Here is a 22,248-nt window from a genome sequence, read left to right on the forward strand (position 1 = left end):
TCTCCGTCGTCTTCCACGCCTGCTCGCCGGTCTCGCGGCACTGGTTATTGCCGCCGCGCTGGTTCTAGTCACCGGCCTCGGCGGCTTCGCCCAGAATGCTGGCGATCGCGGCGTCATCGCCGATTTGATCTCGAAGGCGCTCACGACCGATGGCAGCCAGGTCTCGATCGGCGCGGTCGATGGCGCGCTCTCCTCCGACGCGACCATCCGCGACATCGTCATCTCCGATCGCGACGGGCCCTGGCTCCGGCTCGACCGGGCCCGGCTGGTCTGGACTCGTTCGGCCCTGCTGCTGCGCCGGCTCGAGGTCAATCGGCTCGAGATCGGCAAGCTCGAGATCCTGCGCAAGCCGCTGCCGGATCCCGCAGCCGCGGCGGCGCAGGCCAATGCCGGGCCGATCCTGCCCGAATTGCCGCTCAAGGTGATCATCGAGGCCTTCCAGCTCGGCGAGCTGGCGCTGGGCCCGACCGTGATCGGCGCACCCGCGAGGCTTTCGGCGACCGGCGCGGCCCGCCTCGGCCCGCCGAATGAGGGTCTGGATTTCCGGCTCGCCGGGCGCCGGCTCGACATGGGTGGCACGCTCGACGTCAATCTGCGCTTTGTGCCGCAATCGACGCAGCTGCAGCTCGCGGTCAAGCTCGACGAGCCGGCGGGCGGTCTGATCTCGACCATTGCTGACCTGCCGGACCGGCCGCCGGTCAAGCTCGACCTCACCGGCGACGGCCCGCTCGACCGCTTCCGCGCGACGCTCGCCTTTGCCGCCGGCCCGACCATCGGCGCCAACGGCACCGCCGATCTCACTCGCCAGGGCGCGGGCAGGCGGCTCCTGCTCGCGCTCGATTCGCGCATTGCCGGCTTGATGCCGCCGCCGGTCGCACCGGTGTTCGAGGGCTCGACCCGGCTCGACGGCACTGTCGGGCTGGCCGATAGCGGCGCTGTCTCGGTGGACCAGATGGCGCTTGTCTCGGCGCTGGCGCGGCTCGACGTCAACGGGCTCTACGGGGCCGACAAGAATCTCGACTTCAAGGTCACTGCTGCCGCGCGTCCCAATGCCGACGGCCGCACCGTCGCCTCCGGCGCCGAGATCGCCAAGCTCGCCTTCGATGCGACGATCCGTGGGCCGGCAGCCGGCCCGCGCGTCAACGCCAGCCTGCAGGCGGAGGGCGCCAATGTCCCGGCCGGTAAGCTCGGCAAGCTCGACTTCACCTTCACCGCGACGCCGACCGGTGCGCTCAATGATCCGGCGACGCGCACCGTGTTGGTTTCCGATGGCGAGGCCTCCGGGGTCGCGCTGGCCGATCCCGGTTTGGCGCGTTTCATCGGTGATCGGCTGCGCTTCACCTTGCGCGGCACCGCTTCCGAAGGCGGTGGCGGAGAGTTCGAGACACTGAAGCTCGCCTTCGGCGGAGCCGAGCTCGGCTTTGCCGGCCGCCTCGATCCGGCCCGCATCCTCGGCAAGGTGCAGGCGCGACTGCCCGATCTTTCCCGGCTCAGCACGCTCGCCGGCCGCTCGCTCAAGGGCGCCGCCGCCGTCAACGCCGCTGTCGACGCCGAGCCGAAGAAGCGACTCTACGCCGTCAAGCTCGATGGCGGCGCCGAGGCGCTCAGCCTCGGCCAGGAGGCGCTCGACCGCCTGCTCGCCGGCAAGCTCACGCTCGGCGGCGAGATCAGGGTGCCCGGCAGCGGCGGCCTCGTCGTCAACGGCCTGCGCATCGCCGGAACCCATGTCGCGGCGACGGCCGACGGCGCGCTCGGCGCGCAGGGCTCGAGCCTGCGCGCCAACATCGCGATTCCCGACCTGCGCCGCGCTGACCCGAAACTGTCGGGGCAGGGGGCGTTCGACGCGACGCTGACCGGGCCGCTCGACAGGCTCGACGCGACGCTCAAAGCTGGGATCAGCAATGCGACTGCGCTCGGCCGGCCGGTGCCGCGCCTGGCGCTCGATGCCAATCTCCGCGATCTGCAAGGGATGCTGTCCGGCGATGCGCGCCTGTCCGGCGAGATCGAGGGCAAGCCGGCGACGGGAACCCTGCGATTCGCGAAGGGAGACAGCGGCGGCTGGAGCCTGCCGCAGCTCGACATCGCGATCGGGTCGGCCGCCCTCAACGGCACGCTCGATCTCGACGGCGCCAATCTCGCCGACGGCACTCTCAAGCTCGCCGCTCGCAATCTCGACGATCTCTCAGCGTTGGCGCTGACAAAGCTGGGTGGCCGCATCGAGGCCGATCTCAAGCTCACGCGCCCCAATGGCGGCCAGAATCTCGATCTGAAGGCCAGCGCCCAAAAGCTTGTTGCACCTGGCCTTTCGCTCGACCGGCTCGACGCGAATGTCACCATCGCCGATGCCCTGCGCAAGCCACTGATCGACGGCACCATCCAGGTCGACCGCGCCGTGATCGCGGGCGAGCCGGTGAGCGCGATCCGCCTCGTCTCGAAGGGCGGCGCCGACGCCAGCGACATCAGCCTCGACGCCACCGCGCGCGGCTTCTCGCTCGCCTCCAAGGGCCGGCTCTCAGTCGCCGAGCCGCTGCGCTTCGATCTCGCCAGCTTCACCGCGACGCGTGACGGCCGCCGCATCGCGCTGGCGAAGCCGGCGAGCTTCATCGCGACCGATGGCGGCGTCACAATTCGCGACCTCGCCATCGCGCTCGATGGCGGCCGGATCACGCTCGACGGCGAGGCCGGCAAGGCGCTCGATCTGCGCTTCGCCGCGCAGAACGTGCCGCTCTCGGCCGCACGGCTGGCTTCGCCCACGCTCGATCTCTCCGGTACGCTCGATGCCGAGGCGACGATCAAGGGCACGCCTGAGTCGCCGACCGGCCCGTGGCGCGTCCGTATCGCCCGCCTCGTCGCGCCCCAGACACGCTCCGCCGGCCTGCCGCCGATCGAGATCGCCGGACAAGGCGCGCTCAATGGCCGCCAGACCAGCCTCGACGCCAGCCTGAACGCTGGCCGCTTCGTCAGCCTGACCGCTAAGGGGACGGCGCCGCTCGGCGGCGACGGCGCGCTCGACCTCTCCATTCAGGGCCGCGCCGATGCGGCGCTCGCCAACACCCAGCTCGCCGCCGATGGACGGCGCTTAACCGGCCAGCTCGCGCTCGACCTGCGGGCCGGCGGCACGCTCGCTGCACCGCGCCTCTCCGGCGGCGCGACCCTCTCCGGCGGCAGCTTCAGCGATGCGCTGCAGGGCGTGAAGCTGACCGGGCTCGAAGCGCGTGTCGCTGCCAATGGACCCGAGCTCGTGATCGAGCGCTTCGCCGCACAGACGCCCGGTGGCGGCACGCTCTCGGCCCGCGGCAATGTCAAACTCGATCCCGAAGCGGGTTTCCCCGGCACGATTCGCATCGAGGGCAAGCGCGCCCAGCTCATCGACAGCGGGCTGGTCAGGGCAGTTGCCGATCTCGGCCTCGATCTTACCGGCCCGCTGGCGCAGCGGCCGCGCATCGCCGGGCGCGTCGACGTGGCCACCATCGAGGTCGCGGTGCCCGACCGTCTGCCGTCGAGTTCGCGGCCGGTCGACGGCATCCGTCACGTCAATGCCAAGGGCCAGGCGGCGGCCCGCCTCGCGGCCGAACGGAAAGCTCGCACCGCGGCGGCGCGCAAGGGCGCTCGCGCGCCGGCCTTCGACGCTGTCCTCGACATTGCCGTCTCGGCCCCGGGACGCGTCTTCATCCGCGGCCGCGGCATTGATGCCGAGCTCGGCGGCGACCTCCGTGTCGGCGGTACGTCCGGTGCGCCGGCGCTGACCGGTGGTTTCGAGTTGCGACGCGGTCGGCTCAGCCTTGCCAGCCAGCGCCTCGACTTCAGCCGCGGGCGCCTGACCTTCTCCGGCGACGTCATGCCGACGCTCGACTTTGTCGCCGAGACCCGCGCCGCCGACGTCACCGCGCGGATCATCATCTCCGGCGAGGCGTCGGCGCCGGAATTCACCTTCTCCTCCTCGCCCGAGCTGCCCCCGGACGAGGTGCTCTCGCGGCTGCTCTTCGCCCGTGCCTCCGGCTCGCTCTCGCCGTTCCAGGCGCTGCAGCTCGCCCAGACCGCGGCGCAGTTCTCCGGCGCGGGCGGCGACGATGTCTTCGAGCGCATCCGCCGCTCGCTCGGCGTCGACAATCTCGATGTCCAGATGGGGCCGGGTGGGCCGACTGTCGGCGTCTCGCGCGCGCTCACCGACAATATCACCCTGGGTGTGAAGGCCGGTGCCAAGCCGGAGGACAGCGGCGTCTCCGTCGGCATCGACGTGACCCGCCGCCTGAAGCTCCAGGCCGAGACCAATGCCGACGGCAGCGCCGCGGTCGGTGTCGGGGCCGAGTGGGAATACTGAGCCCACGACTCAGCACGGCCCTAGATTCGCTTCCGACGGCGAGGAGATCAGGGCTTTTCAGCCCTTCGCCGGCCCCTATGCGGTTAACGCGCTCTTAAGTTGGGCCCTCAAAGCGTGGCCGAGGTGCAACACCGGGGGGCAAAGCGGGTCCACGGCGGGGACTGTGGCGTGATCGTGGTTGATCGGCGGCCGGGCATTCGTAATGGTGACTGTGCGGCGGGACGTTCCCGGTCGCTGTTTTTCGTCTTCGCCTCCGAACGGTTCGGGGACGCGGGCGAAAGACCGGGATAGGCGGGTTCGCCGGTTTGGTCTCCTGGGGCCGCCGGCAAGGAATGCGCCGAAGCCCGAGGGTCTCGAAACTCTTTTGGAGGTTATCAAATGAAGCTCGTAAAGAGCCTCCTCCTCGGTTCCGCCGCCGGCATCGCCGCGGTTGCCGGGGCTCAGGCCGCCGACCTTCCTTCGCGGAAGGCCGCACCGGTCGAATACGTTCGCGTTTGCTCCGCTTATGGCGCGGGCTTCTTCTACATCCCGGGCACCGACACCTGCCTTCGCGTTGGTGGCCGTGTTCGCGCTGAGTACACGATCGGTTCGCGCTATGGCGACACCGGCGACGGTTACGGCTCCCGCTCGCGCGGTCGTCTGAACGTCGACGCCCGCACCGCGACTGCCTACGGCACGCTGCGCACCTTCTTCCGCTACGAGCTGACCGTCAGCTCTGGCTTCTACAACAGCACGGCCGCCGGCGGTAACCAGGGCATCGTCTCCCCGGGCAACCCGCGTCCGACCGCTACCCCGGGTGCTGGCAGCCTGTTCGCGAACGCGACGGCGTCGAACCTCGACCTGGCCTTCATCCAGTTCGGCCCGATCACCGCCGGTCGCGCTCAGTCGTTCTTCGACTTCTACGCGAACGATCTGACCTACACGACGGTCCGCACGGCTGACTCGCGTCTGAACCTGTTGGCTTACACCGCCACCTTCGGCTCGGGCTTCTCGGCGACGATCTCGCTCGAAGACCGCGTCACCGGCACCGGCGGCCGCGAGAACGGCGTTGTTAGCCCGCTTGCTCTCTCGACCCTCGGCGGCACCAACTTCCCCGATCTCGTCGCCTCGCTGCGCGTTGATCAGGGTTGGGGTTCGGCTCAGCTGTCGGGTGCGCTCACCCAGCGTAGCGTCAACAACCTTGCTGCCGGCTTCCGGAACGAGGACGAGTGGGGCTTTGCTGTCCAGGGCGGCGTGAAGATCAACCTGCCGATGCTTGCGGCTGGCGATCACCTGTTCCTGCAGGCCGCCTATGCCGACGGCGCTCTTGGCTATCTCGGCTGGGGCGGCGCCTTCGGTTCGGGTCGTATCCTGGCGCAGGGTGCCCAGCTCGGCATCGCCGACGTCAGCGTCGACGTGTTCGGCAACACCAAGACCGCCACTGGCTGGTCGGTTGTCGCTGCTCTGCGTCACTTCTGGACCCCCACCATCCGTTCGGAGCTGGCTGCGTCGTATTCCGAGCTGAAGCTCGGCTACGTCCTGGCCACCCAGGCCGGCACGGGCCTCGTCCCGCGTTCGCTTGATCCGAAGGAGCTCATCGTTGCTGGTAACCTGATCTGGTCGCCGGTTTCGGGTCTCGATATCGGTGTTGAGGTGCTCTACACCCGCACCGAGCTGAAGCAGGGCGTCCTGGCCGGCAACGACGCTGGTGGCCGTACGGCGCTCGCCGCTGGTGGTCGCCTGATCAAGTCCGACGATGCTTGGGCTGGTCGCCTCCGCATCCAGCGCGACTTCTGATCGATCTTCCGATCGTTCAAGGAAAGCCCCGGGGAAACCCGGGGCTTTTTTCGTTTGCGCAGCGCGGAAACCCTGCCTGCCCCTCACAAGAGCCAGGCGGTCGCTTGCTTGACTTGAGGCCGCGATGGGGCGTGATTGCAGGGGGCCGCGGATGTCCGGATTCGGCGCGAGCGACCCTTGGGACGAGGCGGGGATTTCGGCATGGCGCGAAACGCCGGTTGGCTCTGGGGGCTTGTTCCGCTGGCCCTGCTCTGGGCGTCAGCCAACGTCCTGAACACCGAATCCGTGCGGCGGGACATCGAAGCCAGGGCGCTTGCGGCAAATGCTGTGGCGGGGGCGGCCGCTGGCGCGCGCGGCGTGTCTGTCCGGGTCAGCGGCCGGGATGTCTACCTCGATGGTGAAGCCGTAACGGCCGATGGCGCCAGCAAGGCGCTGGCACAGCTGCAATCGGAATTCGGTGTCCGCCGTGTGCTCGGCGGATTGACGCAGGTCATCGCGCAGAAGCCTTACAGCTGGTCGGCGACGCGGCAAGGCAGCCTCGTGACGTTGTCAGGCTTCGTGCCGGACGAGGCGACTGCTACGGCAAGCGTGTCTGCGGCCCGTGCGCTTGGCACGGAGTTGCGGGTCGACGACCAGCAGAAGGTTGCTTTCGGCGCGCCGTCCGGCTTCGCCGAGCTCGCCGGCAGCCTGATGCGCGATCTCGGACAGCTCTCCGCAGGCAAGGTCGCGCTGGACGATACGCGCTATTGCGTCGAAGGCACTGCCGCGACGCTGCAGAACTTCCTGACACTGCGCGAGAGCGCCTCCGCCTCCGCCCCGAAGGGTTTCACGCGCGTCGACTGCGCGCTCAGCCCACCAACGATGGCTCCTTATCGCTGGAGCGCTGAGAAAAGCGCGTCCGGCGCTGTTACGATCGCGGGCTATTATCCGTCCGATGCGGCGCGCCGCGAAATCGCGGCGCTGCTCGCGCGCGCCTTCCCGGTTGCCGGCGCGGTGACCGACCGCATGCTGCCTGCCGCCGGTGAGCCGGCGGCTTTCGCCGCCAGGGTGACGCGCGCGATCGCCGATCTCGCCCGCTTGCGCAGCGGCAAGGTCGAGATCGAAGGCGGCACCTACCGCATCTCGGGGCAGGGTCCGGAGAATTACGAGGCCTGCGAGGTGCTGAAGCTGAACATCGCGCAGGGCGACGGTCCGGATTCGGTCGCGCTTGCCAGCGTCGTCTGCCCGCCGGCTCCACCGCCGGCGCCGAAGAGTGAGCCGACGCCTGTTCCGCCGGCCAGTTCTAGTTCGCCCGGCCCGTCGCTGCCGAATCTGCCTATATCGGGTAGCCAGCCGCCGACGTCGGTCAATCCTGCCCCGGGCGCTCCGAGTCCGGCTGCGACCATCGAAGCACCGCCTTTGCCGCAGCCTGTGCCGCCCGCTGCGCCGAAACCGCTGCAATGGCGCGCCGAGAAATCCGAGAACCGCATCGTCCTCTCCGGCGCCGCGCCCGATGCCGCGGCCAAGGTGGCTGCGCTCGAGGCGGCGCGCGCAGCACTGTCTGGCGGCGAGGTCGTCGATCGAACCGTCATTGAGGATAACCCGCGGGGCGGCGCTGCCTTTGGCGAGGCGACACGCTTCGCGCTCGGTCTCCTCGGCAGGATGATGCAGGGCAGCGTCTCGCTTGCCGGGTCCACATTGAGTCTCACCGGCGCGGCAGCAGACAGGGCTGGCTGGCAGGCTTTGGAAGAAGCGTTGAAGGCTAAGACCCTGCCGGCAGGGCTCTCGCTTTCGGGCCGGCCGTCGCTCACTTTGCGCAGCTACGGCTTCACCGCCTCCATCGACAAATCAGGCGGCTATCTCAATGGCTACCTGCCCGATGCTGCGGCCAAGGAGGCGATCGCGGCGCTGATCGAGGCGTCGCCGCTGCACGGGCGCGTCAGCGATGAGACCGAGATCCTGCCGGCTGCGCCGACCGGTTTCGGCGTGGCGGCGCGCGGTGCGGTGCAAGATCTGCTGCGGCTCGATCTCGGCTCGGCCAGCGTCGTCGATCGCGACGTCAATGTGCGTGGGCTGACCTGCCGCGCGCTGATCCGCGACGAGGTCGAGACCAATCTGGCGAGCGGCCTGCCGCAGGGTTTTTCCGGCAAGGCCGAGGTCGGCATGCGCCAGACCGGCTGCGTCATCGATCCGCCGAGTAATTGCCAGAACGAGCTCGATGCGCTGACCCAGCGCTATTATGTGATGTTCGGCCAGGGAACCGCGGTGGTGACGCTCGATCCGGTGACCGAGCGCGCCATGACCGAGGCCGCCGGCATCCTGAAGCAATGCTCGGCTTCGCGCGTCACCATTGAGGGCCACAGTAATCTCGACGGCGAACGGAGCGGCTTCAACAATCTCGACCTCTCGAACCGGCGGGCGTTGCGTGTCCGCGAGGAGTTGGTCCGTCGCGGCATCGACGCAGCGCAGCTCGTGGTCAAGGGCTATGGGACCGAGCGGCCGCTGGTCGCCCATGGTGATCCCGAAGCGCGGGTGAAGAACCGCCGCGTCCAGTTCACCGTGGCGAAGTAGGAGGCGGCGATGCTCTATCTCGCGACCCAGTTCGCCTGGTTTCTCCTCGCCGCCTTCGCGATAGGCCTCGTCTTCGGCTGGCTCAGCAGGAGGGGCGGCCCGCGCGGCCCCGTCGCCGGCCTTGCGATTCTCTGGGCCGGGCTCGCAGCGCTGGTCTGGTTCCGGCTGGTGAACGACCAGGCGGCGTTCTGGATCGAGACGGCGTTGCTCTATCTGCTCGCCTATGCCGCCGGCTGCCTGATTGGCGGGTTCTTCGCAGGCGAGGGGGAAGAAGCGCTTCCGGCGCTCGCCGCGCCGGCGCCGCGCCTTGCCTTGCCTCAGCCGACCCCGGCGCTCCCGCCGCCGCCCGTCCAGGCCCTCGCCGCTGGAGCGCAGGAGCCCGAGCCGATGCCCAAGGTCGAGGGAGAGGATGCGATCGCCGGCAAGCGCCCGGCCGGCTTCGCCAGGGCCCGCGGCGCGGCCGACGATCTCAAGCTGATCAAGGGCATCGGGCCGCAGAATGAGGAGCGCCTGCATGCGCTCGGCATCTGGCATTTCAGCCAGATCGCCGCCTGGACGCCCGAGAATGTCGAATGGGTCGGGACCTATCTCGCCTTTCCCGGCCGCATCGAGCGTGAGGCGTGGCTGGCGCAAGCCGCGGCATTGGCGGGGAAAGAGTCTGCGGGTACCGACACGACGGTTCCGGTCTCCAGCGCGGCGCTCGAAGGCAAGCGCCCGGGCAATCTCCTGCCGGGAGCCCGGGGCGGCAAGCCGGACGATCTCGGCCTGATCGATGGCGTCGGCCCGGCAATCGCCGAGAAGCTGAACGGCCTCGGCATCTGGCATTTCGACCAGATCGCTGCGCTCGGGCCAGAGGAATTGCGCTTCCTTGCTCACCACACCGACTTCCCAGGACGTGATGTCGCGGAACAATGGCAGGCCGAGGCGAAGATCCTCGCCGCCGGCGGCCAGACAGAGCATTCGCGCGCCGCAAAGGGTAAGCGCGGCAAGCGGAAGCGCTGAACGGCCGCGCGCTCAGTATCGCCAGGCGCTACCCAAACGAGGCTTCCAGCATCGTGAGGTAATCAGCTGCGCTCGCCGGCCGCGGATTGGTCGCGCTCGAATGGTCCTGCGTCGCAGCCTCCGCGATCGCGGGCAGGACCTCGCGCGGCACGCCCATTTGCGAAAGCGAGCCGGGCAGACCCAGGCGCTGCGTCAGGCCGGCGATCCAGCTTGCGAGATCGGCGTCCGCGGGCAGGCCGAGCACGCGGCGGATCTCGGCGTATTTTGCGGTGGCGGCCGATTCATTGAAGCGCAGCACGGCCGGCAGCAGCACGGCGTTGAGCGTGCCGTGATGCAGCGAGACCTGCTTCAGGCCGCCGAGCGGGTGCGACAGGGCATGGACGGCGCCGAGGCCCTTCTGAAAGGTCAGGCCGCCTTGCAGCGCCGCCATCAGCATCTCCTTGCGGGCCTCACGGTCGGAGCCGTCGGCGGTGGCGCGCTCGATATGGCCGGCAGCGCGCTTCAGCCCGTCGAGGGCGATCGCTTCGGCCGGCGGGTTCTCGCGTGGGCTGAGATAGGTCTCGATGCAGTGGGTGAGCGCGTCCATGCCAGTGGCGGCGGTGAGCCCCGCGGGCAGGCCGAGCGTCAGCTCCGGGTCGCAGATGGCGAGCTTCGGGATCAGGTAGGGCGAGATGAAGCCGAGCTTGCGACCGTCCTTCAGCGTGATCAGCGCGGCGCGGCCGACCTCGCTGCCAGTGCCGGCGGTGGTCGGGACAGCGATCACCGGCGCGACCTTGCTCGTGACCTTCGGGATGCCGCCGAGGATCGCGGCATAGGTCTCGAGCGGGCCGTCATGGCTGGCGAGCAGGGCGACGCCCTTGGCGAGGTCGATCGGCGAGCCGCCGCCGATGGCGACGAGCCCGTCGCAGCCATGCTCGTGATAGAGCGCGACCGCGGCCTCGACGGCTTCCTCGGTCGGATTGGTCGGAGTGTCGACGAAGAGCGGGGCGTTGCCGAGTACAGGCGAGGCGGCACGCAGCCGGTCGATCAGATCGGTCGCCGCCAGGCCGCGATCGGCGACGATCAGCGGGCGCGCGACCTTCAGGTCGGTCAGGCCCGGCGCAATGGTCTTGAGCTCGCCGAAGCCGAACTGGACGGTGGTCAGATAAGTGATCGTCGCCATGAAGTCCTCCCGCCCGCTCTACCTGTGGGCGGGCCTGAGCTTTGTGGCGTGCCCGGCGCGATGGCGCCAGCCCCAGAGACCCGACGCCAATGCAGAGCACCCCGGCAGCCAGTGCGATCAAGGCATGGCCGCACCGGTGCCTTGCCGTCCGCGCCAGTGGCGTAAGGCCAGCGGCCAGAGGTGCCAGGCGACGCTGGCGAGCAGGGCAAAGCCGAACAGCATCGAGCGATGCGCACCGCTGGTCAGCGTCTCGGCGGTGGCCTCATAGGCGAGGAAGGTCTTGCCGCGCGAGGTCGCCTCATAGACCAGCTGGCGATCCGGATCGACGAGGAAGCGGACCTGCTGGCCGGAGTCGAGGCGGTCGATGCCGTCGACCCAGAGGCCGCGAGCTGGTCGATAGAGCTGCTGGTAGTTGATCTGCCGGTTGTCGCTGATCGCGACGAGCCACAGGTCCTGGGTCCGGTAGGTGGTCGAACCGCTGCGCCCCGAGCTGACCCGCATCAGCGGCGTGCCGTAGCTGATCGGGCCGACATGGTCGGCGACCAGGAGATCGCCGCGCGCCAGCGGCAGTGTGCGCAAGCCGGCGATGAGCAGCCAGAGGCCGAGGACGAGGGAAATTGCGGCGCCGAGCCAACTCCAGAAATCGGGCGGTTTCGCAGCCTCGGCCATCGCGCCTCCGGATCAGTTCTGCTCGACGGTAACACGCTCCTTGGCGTTCTCAGAGGCGGAGTTGCCCGCGCGCCTTTCGAGCACGAGCAAAGCAAGCCCGGCGGCGATGATCAGGGCGGAGCCGAACAGCATGGCGGGCTTGGGCCAATCGCCGAAGACGAACCAGCCGAAGACCAGCGCCCAGACGATCAGCGTGTACTGATAGGGCACGACGACCGAGGCTTCGGCCAGCTTGAGCGAGCGGGTCACGCAGAGATGCGCCACCATGGCGAGGATGCCGAGTAGGCTGAGCAGGCCGATGTCCGTCAGGCTCGGCGTCACCCAGCCGAAGGGCAGCAGCGCGAGGCCCATCACCAGCGCGCCGAATGTCTGCCAGAAGACCAATGTGACGTCGGGCGTGCCGCGCAATTGCCGGCCGATGATCATCATCGCGGCGAAGGAGAAGCTGCCGATCAGCGCGATGATCGCTGGCAGGGACAGGCTCTCACTCGACGGGTTGAGCGCGATCGCGACGCCGACGAAGCCGGCGACCACGGCGAGCCAGCGCCCGGCGTCGACACGCTCGCCGAGCAGCAGCGCTGCCAGCACCACCGCCCAGACCGGTGCCGCCAGCCAGAGCGTCATCGTGTCGGCGAGCGGCAGATAGGACACCGCCCAGTAGAACAGTGCGACCTCGCAGGAGCCGAGCGTGACGCGCAGCAGCTGCAGGCCCGGCCGCTCCGGCCGCAGCGTACGGCCAACGCCCTGCTTCACCACGAAGGGGACGATCGCCAAGAGGGCGGCGCCAGAGCGCAGCAGCAGGATCTGGCCGACCGTATAGGTTGCGACCAGCCATTTCCCCATCACGTCGTTGATCGAGAAGAGGAGGATGCCGAGCAGCATCATCAGGATGCCGGCGAGGGTGGCGTTTCGGGAGGGCATGACCAGGCGAACGAGGCGGGGAAGGGCGATCCTCATGACCCGTCGTGCGCGCAAGGGCAAGCCCGGCACACGCAAGGGGGAGGGCGCACATGTGTGGCCATTAATTTCGTATTGACTTAATTAAGTAAATAGCTAAATGAAACGCATGGATCGCTTCACCGCCCTTGCCGACCCGACCCGCCGCCGCATCGTCGAGATGCTGGGCCAGCGCGCCATGGCGGCGGGCGAGATCACGGCCCAGTTCGGCATGAGCGCGCCGGCGATCTCGCAGCATCTCAAGGTGCTGAAGGAGGCGGGGCTGGTGAGCGTCGAGGTCAGTGGCCAGCGGCGCATCTACCGGCTCGATCCGGAAGGCCTCGATGCCTTCGAGGATTGGGTCAAGCAGGTCCGCAGCTTCTGGAATGGCGGGCTCGACCGCCTGGAACGAGAACTCGCAAAACCCGACGACGCATAGAGCATGCAGCGAAAAGTGGGAGCCGGTTTTCGCTTGAAGCATGCTCTAAACTTTTGGAATCGATCACGTTCTCCGCATTTGGTGGGACCACCAAATGCGGCGTGATCTGAGGAGAGACGTGATGAACGAGTATGGCGTGGTCCTGGAAAGCGGCGCTGTCCGCTTCGAACGTCTTTTGCCCGGCCCCGTCGAACGGGTCTGGTCCTATCTCACAGAGTCCGACAAGCGCGGCACCTGGCTGGCCTCAGGGGCGCTCGAGCCACGCGTCGGCGGCACGGTCGATCTCCTGTTCAAGCATTCCGAGATCACCAGCGAGCGGCCGCCGGAGCGCTATCGCGAGATGAACGACAATGGCTGGCCTTCCAAGGGAACCGTGACGCGCTACGAGCCGATGACGGCGCTGGCGATGACCTGGCCGGGCGAGGGGAGTTCTACCTCCGAGGTGACCTTTGAGCTCACGCCCGAGGGCGACAAGGTCAAGCTGGTGCTGACGCATCGCAAGCTCGCGGGCAAGGCGGAGATGACCGACGTCTCCGGCGGCTGGCACGCCCATCTCGGCATCCTGGAAGACAAGCTCGCCGGCGATCCGCCGCGTGGCTTCTGGTCGCGGATCGAAGGGCTGGAGACGGAATACGCCAAGCGCTTCGCCGATCAGCCGGCTTGAGCAAGGCCGGTTTGCTGTGGTTTCCAGGCGAGCGGGAGAGCTGCTCTCCCGCTCGTGACTTGGTGAACTGGCGCTGGATCGACTAAACTTGCTCCGTTGCAACGGAGTATGTCCGTCATGCTGATCAAGCGCCGCGCCGGCTGGGAGATTCCCGAGAGCCAGGCGACATCCGAGGCCGTCTTCCTGAACAGGCGGCAATGGCTCGCCGGAGGTGCCGGTCTGATCGCCGGCGCTGCCCTGCCACAAGCCGCCGCGGCGCAGGGGGCCGATCCGACGCTCGACCTCTACCCGGCCAAGCGCAACGCAGCCTACACGCTCGACCGGCCGGTGACCGACGAGGAACTGGCGGCGAACTACAATAATTTCTACGAGTTCGGCACCTCGAAGGAGGTGGCCGCCGCGTCCAAGCGCCTGCAGACGCGGCCGTGGACGATCACGATCGACGGTCTCGTCGAGAAGCCGTTCGAGATCGGCATCGACGATCTGATTCGGAAGGTCACGTTGGAGGAGCGGCTCTACCGCTTCCGCTGCGTCGAGGCCTGGTCGATGGCGGTGCCGTGGACGGGGTTCACGCTGAAGAGTCTGGTCGCGCTGGCCAAGCCCCTGTCAGGGGCGAAATATATCCAGATGCAGACCTTCATGAATCCGAAGATGGCGCCGGGGCAGTCGCAGCGCTGGTATCCCTGGCCCTATACCGAGGGGCTGACCATCGCCGAGGCGACCAACGAGATGACGCTGATGGTGACCGGCATCTACGGCAAGCCGATCCCGAACCAGCATGGCGCGCCGCTGCGATTGATCACGCCGTGGAAATACGGCTTCAAATCGGTTAAATCGATCAGCAAGATCAGCTTCGTCGCCGAGCGGCCCAAGACCTTCTGGGAGGGGTTGCAGGCCTCCGAATACGGCTTCTGGGCCAATGTGAACCCGGAGGTCTCGCATCCGCGCTGGAGCCAGGCGAGCGAGCAGGTGCTGGGCTCGCGCGACCGCAAACCGACCCTGCTCTTCAACGGCTATGCCGAGCAGGTGGCGGATCTCTACAAGGGGCTGGAAAAGGAACGGCTCTGGGCCTGACCGGCGCTGGCAGAAAGCGGGTGCCGCACGGGCGGCATCTGCGCTAGCTTCGATCCATGCAGAACATCTGTCTCTTCACCACGGCGATCGGTTCCTGCGCTTTGGTCTGGCAGGGCGATCGCATCATCGCGGCGCAATTGCCGGAGCGGGACGAGGACGCGGCCCGGCGGCGCCTCGCGAAGCGCTTTCCGGAAAGCGCCGAGGCCGAGCCTCCGCCTTTCGTGCAGCAGGCGATCTATGATGTCGTCGCCTTGCTCGCCGGCGAACGGCGTGATCTCGCGCATCTGCCGATCGATCTCTCGGCGACCCCGGAGTTCAACCGGCGCGTCTATGCCGTCGCTTTGGCGATTCCGCCGGGCGAGACACTGACCTATGGCGAGGTGGCCGCGCGGATCGGCGAGCCTGGGGCGGCCCGCGCCGTCGGCGTGGCGCTCGGCCAGAACCCGATCCCCATCATCGTGCCCTGCCATCGCGTGCTCGCTGCCGGCGGCAAGACCGGCGGCTTTTCGGCCGATGGCGGTGTCGAGACCAAGCTGAAGATCCTGACGATCGAGAAGGCGCGCACCAGCGCCGAGCCGTCGCTGTTCGACGCCCTGCCGCTGCAGGCGAGGCAGCGTTAGTCGCTCGCGTCAGGCGGCCTGCTTTTCCGCTTTTGCGATCAGCCTACCAATGCGGCGGACCATGTCCTTGCTGCCGAGCAGGGGGGCGTGGCCTTGGCCAGGTGCGGTGAAGGTCTCGCAGCGCGGATGGCGCGTACCCATCTCCGCCAGTGTCTTCTCGGCCAGGAGATCGGAATTCTCGCCGCGGATCGCCAGCACCGGGACATGGTTCAGCGCCGCGAAATAGGGCCAGAGCTCGGGGAGGGGTGCCTCCAGGTCGAGCTCTTCCAGCGTCTTCAGCAGGCGTGGGTCGTAGTCCGGCACCAGCGCCCCGTTGCGCTCGGTCCAGGTCCGGCGCGCCATCACCTCCCATTCGGCCGCGCCGAAGAGCGGGAATTGCTGGTCCGAGAGCCGCTTCAGGATCTCGGCGCCCTCGGCGAAGCTGCGCGGTGTCGGCAGCTTGCCGACATAGCCGCGAATGCGTAGCAGCCCGCGCGCATCGATCACCGGCCCGACATCGTTCAGCACCACGCCGCGGATCGCTGCAGGTCGTGCCGCCCCCAGCGCCATGGTCAGGAGCCCGCCGCGCGAGGTGCCGACGAAGACGGCTTCCTCGACGCCGGTGGCGGCCAGCATCTGCATGAGATCGTCGAGTTCGATGCGGATGTCGTAGTCGTGCCAGTCCTTGGCGTAGTCGGAGCGACCGCGGCCGCGATAGTCGAGCGCCAGCACACGCCGTGGCCCGTCCTCCGAGAGTGCCAGGGCGAGTTCGTGGAAATCGGCCGAGGTGCGCGCCAGTCCTGCCAGGCAGACGATCGGCAGCAGGGAAGCGGCTTGCGGCCCGTATTCACGCACATGCAGCTTCAGCCCGTCGCGGGCGCTGACGAACAGGGAGCGGAAGCCGGTATCGGAATTCATGCGGAGAACTCGGGAGGCAAGGCAGGCACGGCGCACCTAACCATGACCGCAACCGACACGAAAGCCGTCGCGACGCCAGCCCCGTGACTATGCCGGCCTGCATAGCGAGCCTTGCAGAAGCCTACATGGACAATGCCGTTACGGCATGCGCTGGGTTGGCATGCATCACGATCAACGGCGAGCGGCGACATGACGGACAAGCGGGTCTGTTTCGATTTCGAGGTGGTCTTCTCCAATGGCGGAGGCATCCAGGGGCAGGATTTTCGTCTCGACATCGATGGCGATGACATAGCCGACGACGAGCTCGCTGCTTACATCATCCGGGACCTGCGCCTGCTGATGGTCGGCGAGGTCCGCATCCTCAACAAGCAGGTCATCGCGGAGCGCCACAAGCGGGCAGCGCAGTCGCAGGACGCGGTAGTGCAAGGCCTCGACGGGCTTTTCGTCGATCTCAGCCATACGATCGAATCGGGGATGGTCACCTATAAGGGCCTGCCCGCGCCGCTGATCTGCGATCATCTTTCCAGGACCAGCTCACGCGAGATCTATGCGGAGGGCACCGAGTTCCAGATCGGCCGCATCGATATGGTCGCCAATACCGGTACCTATATCGACATGCCCTTCCATCGCTACGCCACGGGCCACGATCTGGCAGGGCTGCAGCTGCGGCGCGTCGCGGACCTGCCGGCCGTGGTGGTCCGGGTGGAAGGCGCGGCGGAACGGGCGATCGACTGGCACCATTTCGTCCCGGTCGCGTGCAGCGGGCATGCGGTGCTCGTCCACACCGGCTGGGATCGGCATTGGGGCACGGACGCCTATTTCGAAGGACATCCCTTCCTGACGGAGAAGGCGGCCCTCTATTTGCGCGACCAGGGCGCCGTGCTTGTCGGGATCGACTCGCTCAACATCGACGACACCACCGGTGGGACGCGGCCGGTCCACTCCGTCCTGCTCGGAGCCGACATTCCGATCGTGGAGCATCTGACCGGGCTCTCGCAGTTGCCTGCTTCCGGCTTCCGCTTCTCCGCCGTTCCGCCGAAGATCAAAGGCATGGGCACCTTCCCGGTGCGCGCGCATGCCAGGCTGATCGCGGAATAGGAGAGACCGGCGCTCAATCGCGCTTGCCGCCGCGCTTCAGGTCGTAGTCGATCATGTAGGCGGTGCGCTGGTTGAGGCGCTGGCGGTAGACCTGCAGGTTCTCCATCACCCGTTGCACATAGTTGCGGGTCTCGGTGAAGGAGATGCGCTCGACCCAGTCGACCGCGTCGACCTCGGGCGAGCGCGGATCGCCATAGGCGGCGATCCACTTCTTCACATTGCCAGAGCCGGCATTATAGGCGGCGAAGGTCAGGATATAGGAGCCGCGCCAGTCGCCGAGCAGGTCGTTGAGGTGCGCGGCGCCCATCTTCGCCGAATAGAGCGGGTCCTTGGTCAGCCGGTCGAGCTCGAAGGGAAACTGCGCGCGCCGCGCCGTCTCGCGTGCCGTTGCCGGCATCATCTGCATCAGCCCGAGCGCGCCGGCATGCGAGACCGCGGCCGGGTCGAAGGCGCTCTCCTGCCGGGCGATGGCGTGGACGATGGCCCGCTCCATCGGATCGCCCACCGACGGGAAGTCCGGCACGCCAAAGGTCGGGAAGGCGGCCTCGTCGAGCGGGAAGCCGCGCTGCAGCGCGATCTTGCCGATGGTGAGCAGGGTCTTGGCGTCGCCGCGCTGGCGGGCGATGTCGGCGATGGCTTCCAGCGCAGCGGTATCGTGCAGGCGCTGCGACAGGTCGATCAGCAATTGGCCGGCGAGATCGGGCGCCTCGATCGCATAGAGCAGCTTGGCCGCCTTGAAGCCGGGCAGATGCGCCAGCGGCGCCGCGATGGTGCGCCGGACCGGCAGTTCGGTGAGGCCGAGCCGGGCGCGGGCGAGCTGGCCGTAATAGGCGATCGGGTGCTCGGCGGCGCGGGCATAGAAGGCCTTCGCCTCGTCGATCTTGCCGAGCGCGTCGGCGGCGCGGCCCTGCCAATAGGTGGCGCGCGCCACCGAGATCGGCGTCTCTGCGACCTTGGCCGCTTCGGCGAAATGCTTCGCCGCCCGCTCGGCGTCTTTTTCGAAGCGGAGCGCGATCCAGCCGGCATGCCATTCGGCATCGATGCGCTCGGCCGTGTCCTCGGCGCCGTGGCCGGACGCGACTGCATAGGCGCCCTTGGCGTCGCCCTCGTCGAGCAGCTTGCGGGCGATCAGCCGGCGCTCTTCCCACCAGCCATCGCCGTCGCCGAGCAGGGCGGGATCGCGCGGCACCTCGGCCATCGCCTTGGCCGCATCGGCCGGCTTGCCGGAGCGGCGCGCCTGCTGCGCCTGCAGGAAGGCGAAGGAGATGTCCTTCTTCAAGGGCGCCGGAACGGCGTCGATCTGCTTCTGCGCGATCGGCCCCTTCGCCTTGGCGCTGGCGAGCCGGACCTTGGCCAGCGCGACATAGTCCTGCGAGACGCGGGCGGCATTGCGCAGCGCCTCCTCGCTCTTTCCGGCGAAGAGATAGCGTTCCGTGCGCAGGCGATGATCGGCGGTGGTCAGTTTGTCGCCAAAATTATCGAGCACGATCTTCTCGAGCCCGGCGCCGAGGTGATCCTTGAGCCAGGTCCGGCGGGCGAGCGCCAGCGCCTCGTCCTGGCGGCCCTCGGCGGCCAGGGCGCGGGCAAGCGCGATGCGCCCGGCCGGGCTGATCGGCTCGCGGCCATGGAAGAAGGCGCGCACGGTCTCAGGGCTGCGCCGATCGGTGACCAGCGCCGCTTCGGCCCGCCGGCGGAACGGCGTCGTGCCGGGATAGTTCGGGAAGGCGTCGAGGAATTCGGCGATGCGCTCGAAGCTGACGACATTGGACAGGCTGCGCAGCGCCACCCATTCCAGCATGCCGCGCACCGCCTTGTCGTCGATGCGCCGGGCGATGGCGTCGCCATCCTCCAACTTGCCGGCGCGATAGGCCGCGACCACTTTCTTCAGCGGTTCGAGATCGATGCGCTCTTCCGGCCGGGCGATTGCGGCTGGCGGCACAGGCGATGCGGGCGGCTCGGTCTGCGGCGCGAGCGAGGCGGTCATGCCGACATCGACACTCGCATTGCCGGTGTCGACGCTCACATTGACACTTGCCAGGCGCTCTTCCTGCAATGGATGCGAGCCGTCAGGGCCCGCTGAGCAGGGTCCGACAGCCACCAGAATGAGCGTCAGGCCGGTTCCAAAGAACCGTCGGCCCGGCGATAGCGCCATCAAGGGGTCCCCCCAAGCAAGCCGGATCGTAGCAGTAGACCATGCTCCGGGATGGAGCTTTATGAAGTCCTAACCATGCCGCCACGATTTTTGATGGGTTGCCGGCTTTGCGGACTGCGGCTGAAAGGCTATGTCTGTCGCCCGTTTCACGCTGAACTTTGTCGTTTTCAGGACCGTCCATGACCAAGCATGCGCCCCTCACCGGTTCGATGCCCGCGCTGGTGACGCCATTCAAGGGCGGCAAGATCGACGAGGCGACGCTGCGCGCCCTCGTCGACTGGCAGATCGAGAACGGTTCTTCCGCGCTGGTTCCGGTCGGCACCACCGGCGAGAGCCCGACGCTCAGCCATGAGGAGCACGGCCACGTCACCGAGATCGTGCTCGATCAGGCGAAGGGCCGGGTGCCGGTGATCGCCGGCGCCGGCTCGAACAACACCATCGAGGCGATCTCGCTGGCAAAGCACGCCGAGAAGGCGGGTGCGCAGGCCGTGCTCGTGGTCACGCCCTATTACAACAAGCCGACCCAGGAGGGCATGTACCAGCACTTCAAAGCGGTGAACGATGCGATCGGCATCCCGATCATCATCTACAACATCCCGCCGCGCTCGGTGGTCGACATGTCGGTCGAGACCATGGCGCGGCTCTATGAGCTGAAGAACATCGCCGGGGTGAAGGACGCCACCGCCAATCTCGCCCGTGTCTCGCAGCAGCGCCATGTACTCGGGCCGGATTTCATCCAGCTCTCGGGCGAGGACATGACGGCGCTCGCCTATATGGCCGCCGGCGGCCATGGCTGCATCTCGGTCGTCGCCAATGTCGCACCCAAGCTCTGCGCCGAGCTGATGGCCTGCGCGCTGAAGGGCGATTATGCCGGAGCCCTAAAGATCCAGGACCGGCTGGTGCCGCTGCATGACGCCATCTTCAAGGAGCCGGGCCTCGCCGGTGCCAAGCACGGGCTGAAGCGCCTCGGCCGGATCGAGGAAGAGCTCCGCCTGCCGCTGATGCCGGTCACGGCGGCGACCGGTGACGTGATCCGCAGCGCCATGGTTCACGCCGGCCTGTTGAATGCTTAAGTGAGGTAGCCGGCAATGCCGGTTACCGGAGTGTCCTGATGAGCAAGCCAGATCCAGAGCGCTACAAGCTTGCGGCCGATAACCGCAAGGCGCGCTACAACTATGCCATCACCGAGACACTCGAAGCCGGCATCGCCCTGCAGGGCACCGAGATCAAGTCGCTGCGCGGCGGCAGGGCGACGATCGGCGAGAGCTATGCCGGGCCGATGGGCACCGAGCTCTTCCTGTTCAACGCCCATATCCCGGAATATCTCGAAGCCAACCGCTTCAACCATGATGTCCGCCGGCCGCGGAAGCTGCTGCTGCACCGTCGCCAGATCGACAAGCTGATGGGCGCGATCCAGCGCGAGGGCTACACCGTCATCCCGCTCAAGGTCTATTTCAACGACAAGGGCAGGGCGAAAGTCGAGCTCGGCCTCGGCAAGGGCAAGAAGCTGCACGACAAGCGCGAGACCGAGAAGGCCCGTGACTGGAATCGCGACAAGGCGCGGATCCTGAAGACCGGCGCATAGCGCGTCGAAAGCCGAGCCTATTCGGCAAGCTCGTTGGGCTCGACGAAGCCTCCATCCGGCGCCGGATGCGGCAGCGACCAGCCAAAGTAGACTTCGACCTCGACGATCTTGCCGCCCCGGATCGTCAGGATCTCGGTATTGCGGAATCCCTTGCCGCCGATGCCTTCGCCTTCATAGGTGACGAAGACCGTCTCGCCGATCGGTATGAGGTGCTTGAACGTGCAGGCACGGATGCGTTCGCTATTGGGCCAGCAACGCTCGAAATAGGTCTCGCGATCGAGCCGATTGTCGAGCGGGCTGCTGAAACGGAAATCCTCGGCGATAAGGGCCTCTAGCGCAGCCCGGTCCTTGTCGACATAGGCCTGGTAGCAGGCGCGCGCTATATCGCTCGCATCATCCGGCATGGGCTACCTCGTTTCCCCGTCACGTCACAACCGTAACGGGGAAAGCCGAGGCAAGTTCCCTTGGGTCAGCCCATCGCCTTCTTGAAGTTCTCGTTCGCCTTGTCCCAGTTCACCGTCTTCCACCAGGCGGCGAGGTATTCCGGCCGGCGATTCTGGTACTTCAGGTAATAGGCGTGCTCCCAGACATCGATGCCGAGCACCGCCTTGGCGCCGAGCTCGAGCGGCGTGTCCTGGTTGGCCGTCGAGATGATGGCGAGCTTCTTGTCCTTGTCGACGACGAGCCAGGCCCAGCCCGAGCCGAAGCGCGTCGCGCCGGCCTGGTTGACCTTCTGCACCAGCTCGAGCGTCGAGCCGAAGGCGCCGTCGATCGCGCTCTTCAGCTCGGCGCCTGGCTGCTGCGCTCCGCCCGGCGTCATCAGCTCCCAGAAGAAGCTGTGGTTCCAGTGGCCGCCGACATTGTTGCGGACCGCGGTGCGGACATTGTCCGGGGCGACGCTGAGATCGGCGAGCACCGTCTCGATTGGCGTGGTGCGCAAGGCCTCCCATTGGCCGGCCGCGGCGTTGGCGCCGTTCACATAGGCCTGGTGGTGCAGGGAATGGTGGATGCGCATGGTCTGCGCGTCGATGGTCGGCTCCAGCGCTTCATAGGCGTAAGCCAGCTTCGGTAGCGTGAAGACCGGCGGCGGGGCGGCCGCTGGCGCCGGCGCGGCCTGCGCCAGCACCAGGGCTGGGCGGGCTACGACGAGGGCGGAGCCGGCGGCGAGGCCGGTGAGAAAGCTGCGGCGTTCCAAGGCATACCCTCCAGGGTGTCGTTGCGGAAACAGAGCTTGCGCGAGCCGCGGCCGCGGTCAAGTGCCGTTCGCGCCTCGTCGCCCGTTCACTCATCGACAACGCAAGAG

18 protein-coding genes are annotated in these 22,248 nt (G+C 67.7%); 11 read left to right on the plus strand and 7 right to left on the minus strand.

Going from position 1 to position 22,248, the window contains the following annotated elements; genetic code table 11:
• Positions 1-124 precede the first annotated feature (124 nt).
• The 4 genes from ACSQ3M_RS26810 (at position 125) to ACSQ3M_RS26825 (ending at position 9,649) form a co-directional block, all read left to right on the plus strand.
• A complete protein-coding gene (locus ACSQ3M_RS26810) occupies positions 125-4,321 on the plus strand; it encodes a translocation/assembly module TamB domain-containing protein (protein ID WP_436153134.1) in 4,197 nt (1,398 codons plus the stop codon).
• Positions 4,322-4,699: 378 nt separating this feature from the next.
• The gene (locus tag ACSQ3M_RS26815) at positions 4,700-6,097 is read left to right on the plus strand and encodes a porin (protein WP_436153135.1); all 1,398 of its coding nucleotides are present in this window, start codon (positions 4,700-4,702) and stop codon (positions 6,095-6,097) included.
• A gap of 201 nt (positions 6,098-6,298) precedes the next feature.
• Positions 6,299-8,647 carry an OmpA family protein gene (locus ACSQ3M_RS26820; RefSeq protein ID WP_436153136.1) on the plus strand — a complete coding sequence of 783 codons (2,349 nt, stop codon included), beginning with the start codon at positions 6,299-6,301 and terminating at the stop codon, positions 8,645-8,647.
• 9 nt (positions 8,648-8,656) lie between these two features.
• Positions 8,657-9,649 carry a hypothetical protein gene (locus tag ACSQ3M_RS26825; RefSeq protein WP_436153137.1) on the plus strand — a complete coding sequence of 331 codons (993 nt, stop codon included), beginning with the start codon at positions 8,657-8,659 and terminating at the stop codon, positions 9,647-9,649.
• A 28-nt stretch (positions 9,650-9,677) separates the two neighbouring features.
• Here ACSQ3M_RS26825 and ACSQ3M_RS26830 read toward each other — a convergent pair whose 3' ends face one another.
• The 3 genes from ACSQ3M_RS26830 to ACSQ3M_RS26840 all read right to left on the minus strand — a co-directional run bounded on the left by ACSQ3M_RS26830 (position 9,678) and on the right by ACSQ3M_RS26840 (position 12,437).
• Complete coding sequence (locus tag ACSQ3M_RS26830) at positions 9,678-10,811, minus strand: iron-containing alcohol dehydrogenase (RefSeq protein ID WP_436153138.1); 1,134 nt, start codon at positions 10,809-10,811, stop codon at positions 9,678-9,680.
• Positions 10,812-10,928: 117 nt separating this feature from the next.
• On the minus strand, positions 10,929-11,480 hold the full coding sequence (locus ACSQ3M_RS26835; protein ID WP_436153139.1) for a hypothetical protein: 552 nt from the start codon (positions 11,478-11,480) through the stop codon (positions 10,929-10,931).
• 12 nt (positions 11,481-11,492) lie between these two features.
• Positions 11,493-12,437 (minus strand): DMT family transporter, encoded by a 945-nt coding sequence (locus ACSQ3M_RS26840; RefSeq protein ID WP_436153140.1) that lies wholly within the window; start codon positions 12,435-12,437, stop codon positions 11,493-11,495.
• A gap of 100 nt (positions 12,438-12,537) precedes the next feature.
• On the opposite strand from ACSQ3M_RS26840, the gene ACSQ3M_RS26845 reads away from it, so the two are divergent.
• The 4 genes from ACSQ3M_RS26845 (at position 12,538) to ACSQ3M_RS26860 (ending at position 15,213) form a co-directional block, all read left to right on the plus strand.
• Positions 12,538-12,855 carry an ArsR/SmtB family transcription factor gene (locus tag ACSQ3M_RS26845; protein WP_436153141.1) on the plus strand — a complete coding sequence of 106 codons (318 nt, stop codon included), beginning with the start codon at positions 12,538-12,540 and terminating at the stop codon, positions 12,853-12,855.
• Between the two features lie 121 nt (positions 12,856-12,976).
• The gene (locus ACSQ3M_RS26850; protein WP_436153142.1) at positions 12,977-13,519 is read left to right on the plus strand and encodes an SRPBCC family protein; all 543 of its coding nucleotides are present in this window, start codon (positions 12,977-12,979) and stop codon (positions 13,517-13,519) included.
• A gap of 117 nt (positions 13,520-13,636) precedes the next feature.
• The gene (gene msrP / locus ACSQ3M_RS26855) at positions 13,637-14,593 is read left to right on the plus strand and encodes a protein-methionine-sulfoxide reductase catalytic subunit MsrP (protein ID WP_436153143.1); all 957 of its coding nucleotides are present in this window, start codon (positions 13,637-13,639) and stop codon (positions 14,591-14,593) included.
• A 56-nt stretch (positions 14,594-14,649) separates the two neighbouring features.
• Positions 14,650-15,213 carry a methylated-DNA--[protein]-cysteine S-methyltransferase gene (locus ACSQ3M_RS26860; protein ID WP_436153144.1) on the plus strand — a complete coding sequence of 188 codons (564 nt, stop codon included), beginning with the start codon at positions 14,650-14,652 and terminating at the stop codon, positions 15,211-15,213.
• Between the two features lie 9 nt (positions 15,214-15,222).
• On the opposite strand, the gene ACSQ3M_RS26865 is transcribed toward ACSQ3M_RS26860, so the two are convergent.
• Entirely contained in the window at positions 15,223-16,110 is an 888-nt protein-coding gene (locus ACSQ3M_RS26865; RefSeq protein ID WP_436153145.1) for an alpha/beta fold hydrolase, read from the minus strand.
• 189 nt (positions 16,111-16,299) lie between these two features.
• Between ACSQ3M_RS26865 and ACSQ3M_RS26870 the strand changes: the two genes are divergently transcribed.
• Positions 16,300-17,208 carry a cyclase family protein gene (locus tag ACSQ3M_RS26870; RefSeq protein ID WP_436153146.1) on the plus strand — a complete coding sequence of 303 codons (909 nt, stop codon included), beginning with the start codon at positions 16,300-16,302 and terminating at the stop codon, positions 17,206-17,208.
• A gap of 13 nt (positions 17,209-17,221) precedes the next feature.
• Here the strand turns inward: ACSQ3M_RS26870 and ACSQ3M_RS26875 are convergent, their stop codons facing one another.
• Positions 17,222-19,231, minus strand: coding sequence for a transglycosylase SLT domain-containing protein (locus ACSQ3M_RS26875; RefSeq protein ID WP_436153147.1), 2,010 nt, complete (start codon positions 19,229-19,231; stop codon positions 17,222-17,224).
• A 308-nt stretch (positions 19,232-19,539) separates the two neighbouring features.
• Here ACSQ3M_RS26875 and dapA point away from each other — a divergent pair, with 308 nt between their 5' ends.
• Positions 19,540-20,433 (plus strand): 4-hydroxy-tetrahydrodipicolinate synthase, encoded by an 894-nt coding sequence (gene dapA / locus ACSQ3M_RS26880; protein ID WP_436153148.1) that lies wholly within the window; start codon positions 19,540-19,542, stop codon positions 20,431-20,433.
• Positions 20,434-20,471: 38 nt separating this feature from the next.
• Complete coding sequence (gene smpB / locus ACSQ3M_RS26885; RefSeq protein ID WP_126112700.1) at positions 20,472-20,945, plus strand: SsrA-binding protein SmpB; 474 nt, start codon at positions 20,472-20,474, stop codon at positions 20,943-20,945.
• Between the two features lie 17 nt (positions 20,946-20,962).
• Here the strand turns inward: smpB and ACSQ3M_RS26890 are convergent, their stop codons facing one another.
• Positions 20,963-21,349 (minus strand): nuclear transport factor 2 family protein, encoded by a 387-nt coding sequence (locus ACSQ3M_RS26890; protein ID WP_436153149.1) that lies wholly within the window; start codon positions 21,347-21,349, stop codon positions 20,963-20,965.
• A gap of 65 nt (positions 21,350-21,414) precedes the next feature.
• Positions 21,415-22,140 carry a superoxide dismutase gene (locus ACSQ3M_RS26895; RefSeq protein ID WP_436153150.1) on the minus strand — a complete coding sequence of 242 codons (726 nt, stop codon included), beginning with the start codon at positions 22,138-22,140 and terminating at the stop codon, positions 21,415-21,417.
• Positions 22,141-22,248: the final 108 nt, after the last annotated feature.

Source organism: Allobosea sp. LjRoot90, assembly GCF_964254315.1.
In the GTDB taxonomy this organism is placed as follows: Bacteria; Pseudomonadota; Alphaproteobacteria; order Rhizobiales; family Beijerinckiaceae; genus Allobosea.

What these genes read in the sequence shown, in the direction of transcription:
- ACSQ3M_RS26815 (WP_436153135.1), top strand. Translation starts at nt 4,700, where the DNA reads ATGAAGCTCGTAAAGAGCCTCCTCCTCGGTTCCGCCGCCGGCATCGCC.
- ACSQ3M_RS26820 (WP_436153136.1), top strand. Translation starts at nt 6,299, where the DNA reads ATGGCGCGAAACGCCGGTTGGCTCTGGGGGCTTGTTCCGCTGGCCCTG.
- ACSQ3M_RS26825 (WP_436153137.1), top strand. Translation starts at nt 8,657, where the DNA reads ATGCTCTATCTCGCGACCCAGTTCGCCTGGTTTCTCCTCGCCGCCTTC.
- ACSQ3M_RS26830 (WP_436153138.1), bottom strand. Translation starts at nt 10,811, where the DNA reads ATGGCGACGATCACTTATCTGACCACCGTCCAGTTCGGCTTCGGCGAG.
- ACSQ3M_RS26835 (WP_436153139.1), bottom strand. Translation starts at nt 11,480, where the DNA reads ATGGCCGAGGCTGCGAAACCGCCCGATTTCTGGAGTTGGCTCGGCGCC.
- ACSQ3M_RS26840 (WP_436153140.1), bottom strand. Translation starts at nt 12,437, where the DNA reads ATGAGGATCGCCCTTCCCCGCCTCGTTCGCCTGGTCATGCCCTCCCGA.
- ACSQ3M_RS26845 (WP_436153141.1), top strand. Translation starts at nt 12,538, where the DNA reads ATGAAACGCATGGATCGCTTCACCGCCCTTGCCGACCCGACCCGCCGC.
- ACSQ3M_RS26850 (WP_436153142.1), top strand. Translation starts at nt 12,977, where the DNA reads ATGAACGAGTATGGCGTGGTCCTGGAAAGCGGCGCTGTCCGCTTCGAA.
- msrP (WP_436153143.1), top strand. Translation starts at nt 13,637, where the DNA reads ATGCTGATCAAGCGCCGCGCCGGCTGGGAGATTCCCGAGAGCCAGGCG.
- ACSQ3M_RS26860 (WP_436153144.1), top strand. Translation starts at nt 14,650, where the DNA reads ATGCAGAACATCTGTCTCTTCACCACGGCGATCGGTTCCTGCGCTTTG.
- ACSQ3M_RS26865 (WP_436153145.1), bottom strand. Translation starts at nt 16,110, where the DNA reads ATGAATTCCGATACCGGCTTCCGCTCCCTGTTCGTCAGCGCCCGCGAC.
- ACSQ3M_RS26870 (WP_436153146.1), top strand. Translation starts at nt 16,300, where the DNA reads ATGACGGACAAGCGGGTCTGTTTCGATTTCGAGGTGGTCTTCTCCAAT.
- dapA (WP_436153148.1), top strand. Translation starts at nt 19,540, where the DNA reads ATGACCAAGCATGCGCCCCTCACCGGTTCGATGCCCGCGCTGGTGACG.
- smpB (WP_126112700.1), top strand. Translation starts at nt 20,472, where the DNA reads ATGAGCAAGCCAGATCCAGAGCGCTACAAGCTTGCGGCCGATAACCGC.
- ACSQ3M_RS26890 (WP_436153149.1), bottom strand. Translation starts at nt 21,349, where the DNA reads ATGCCGGATGATGCGAGCGATATAGCGCGCGCCTGCTACCAGGCCTAT.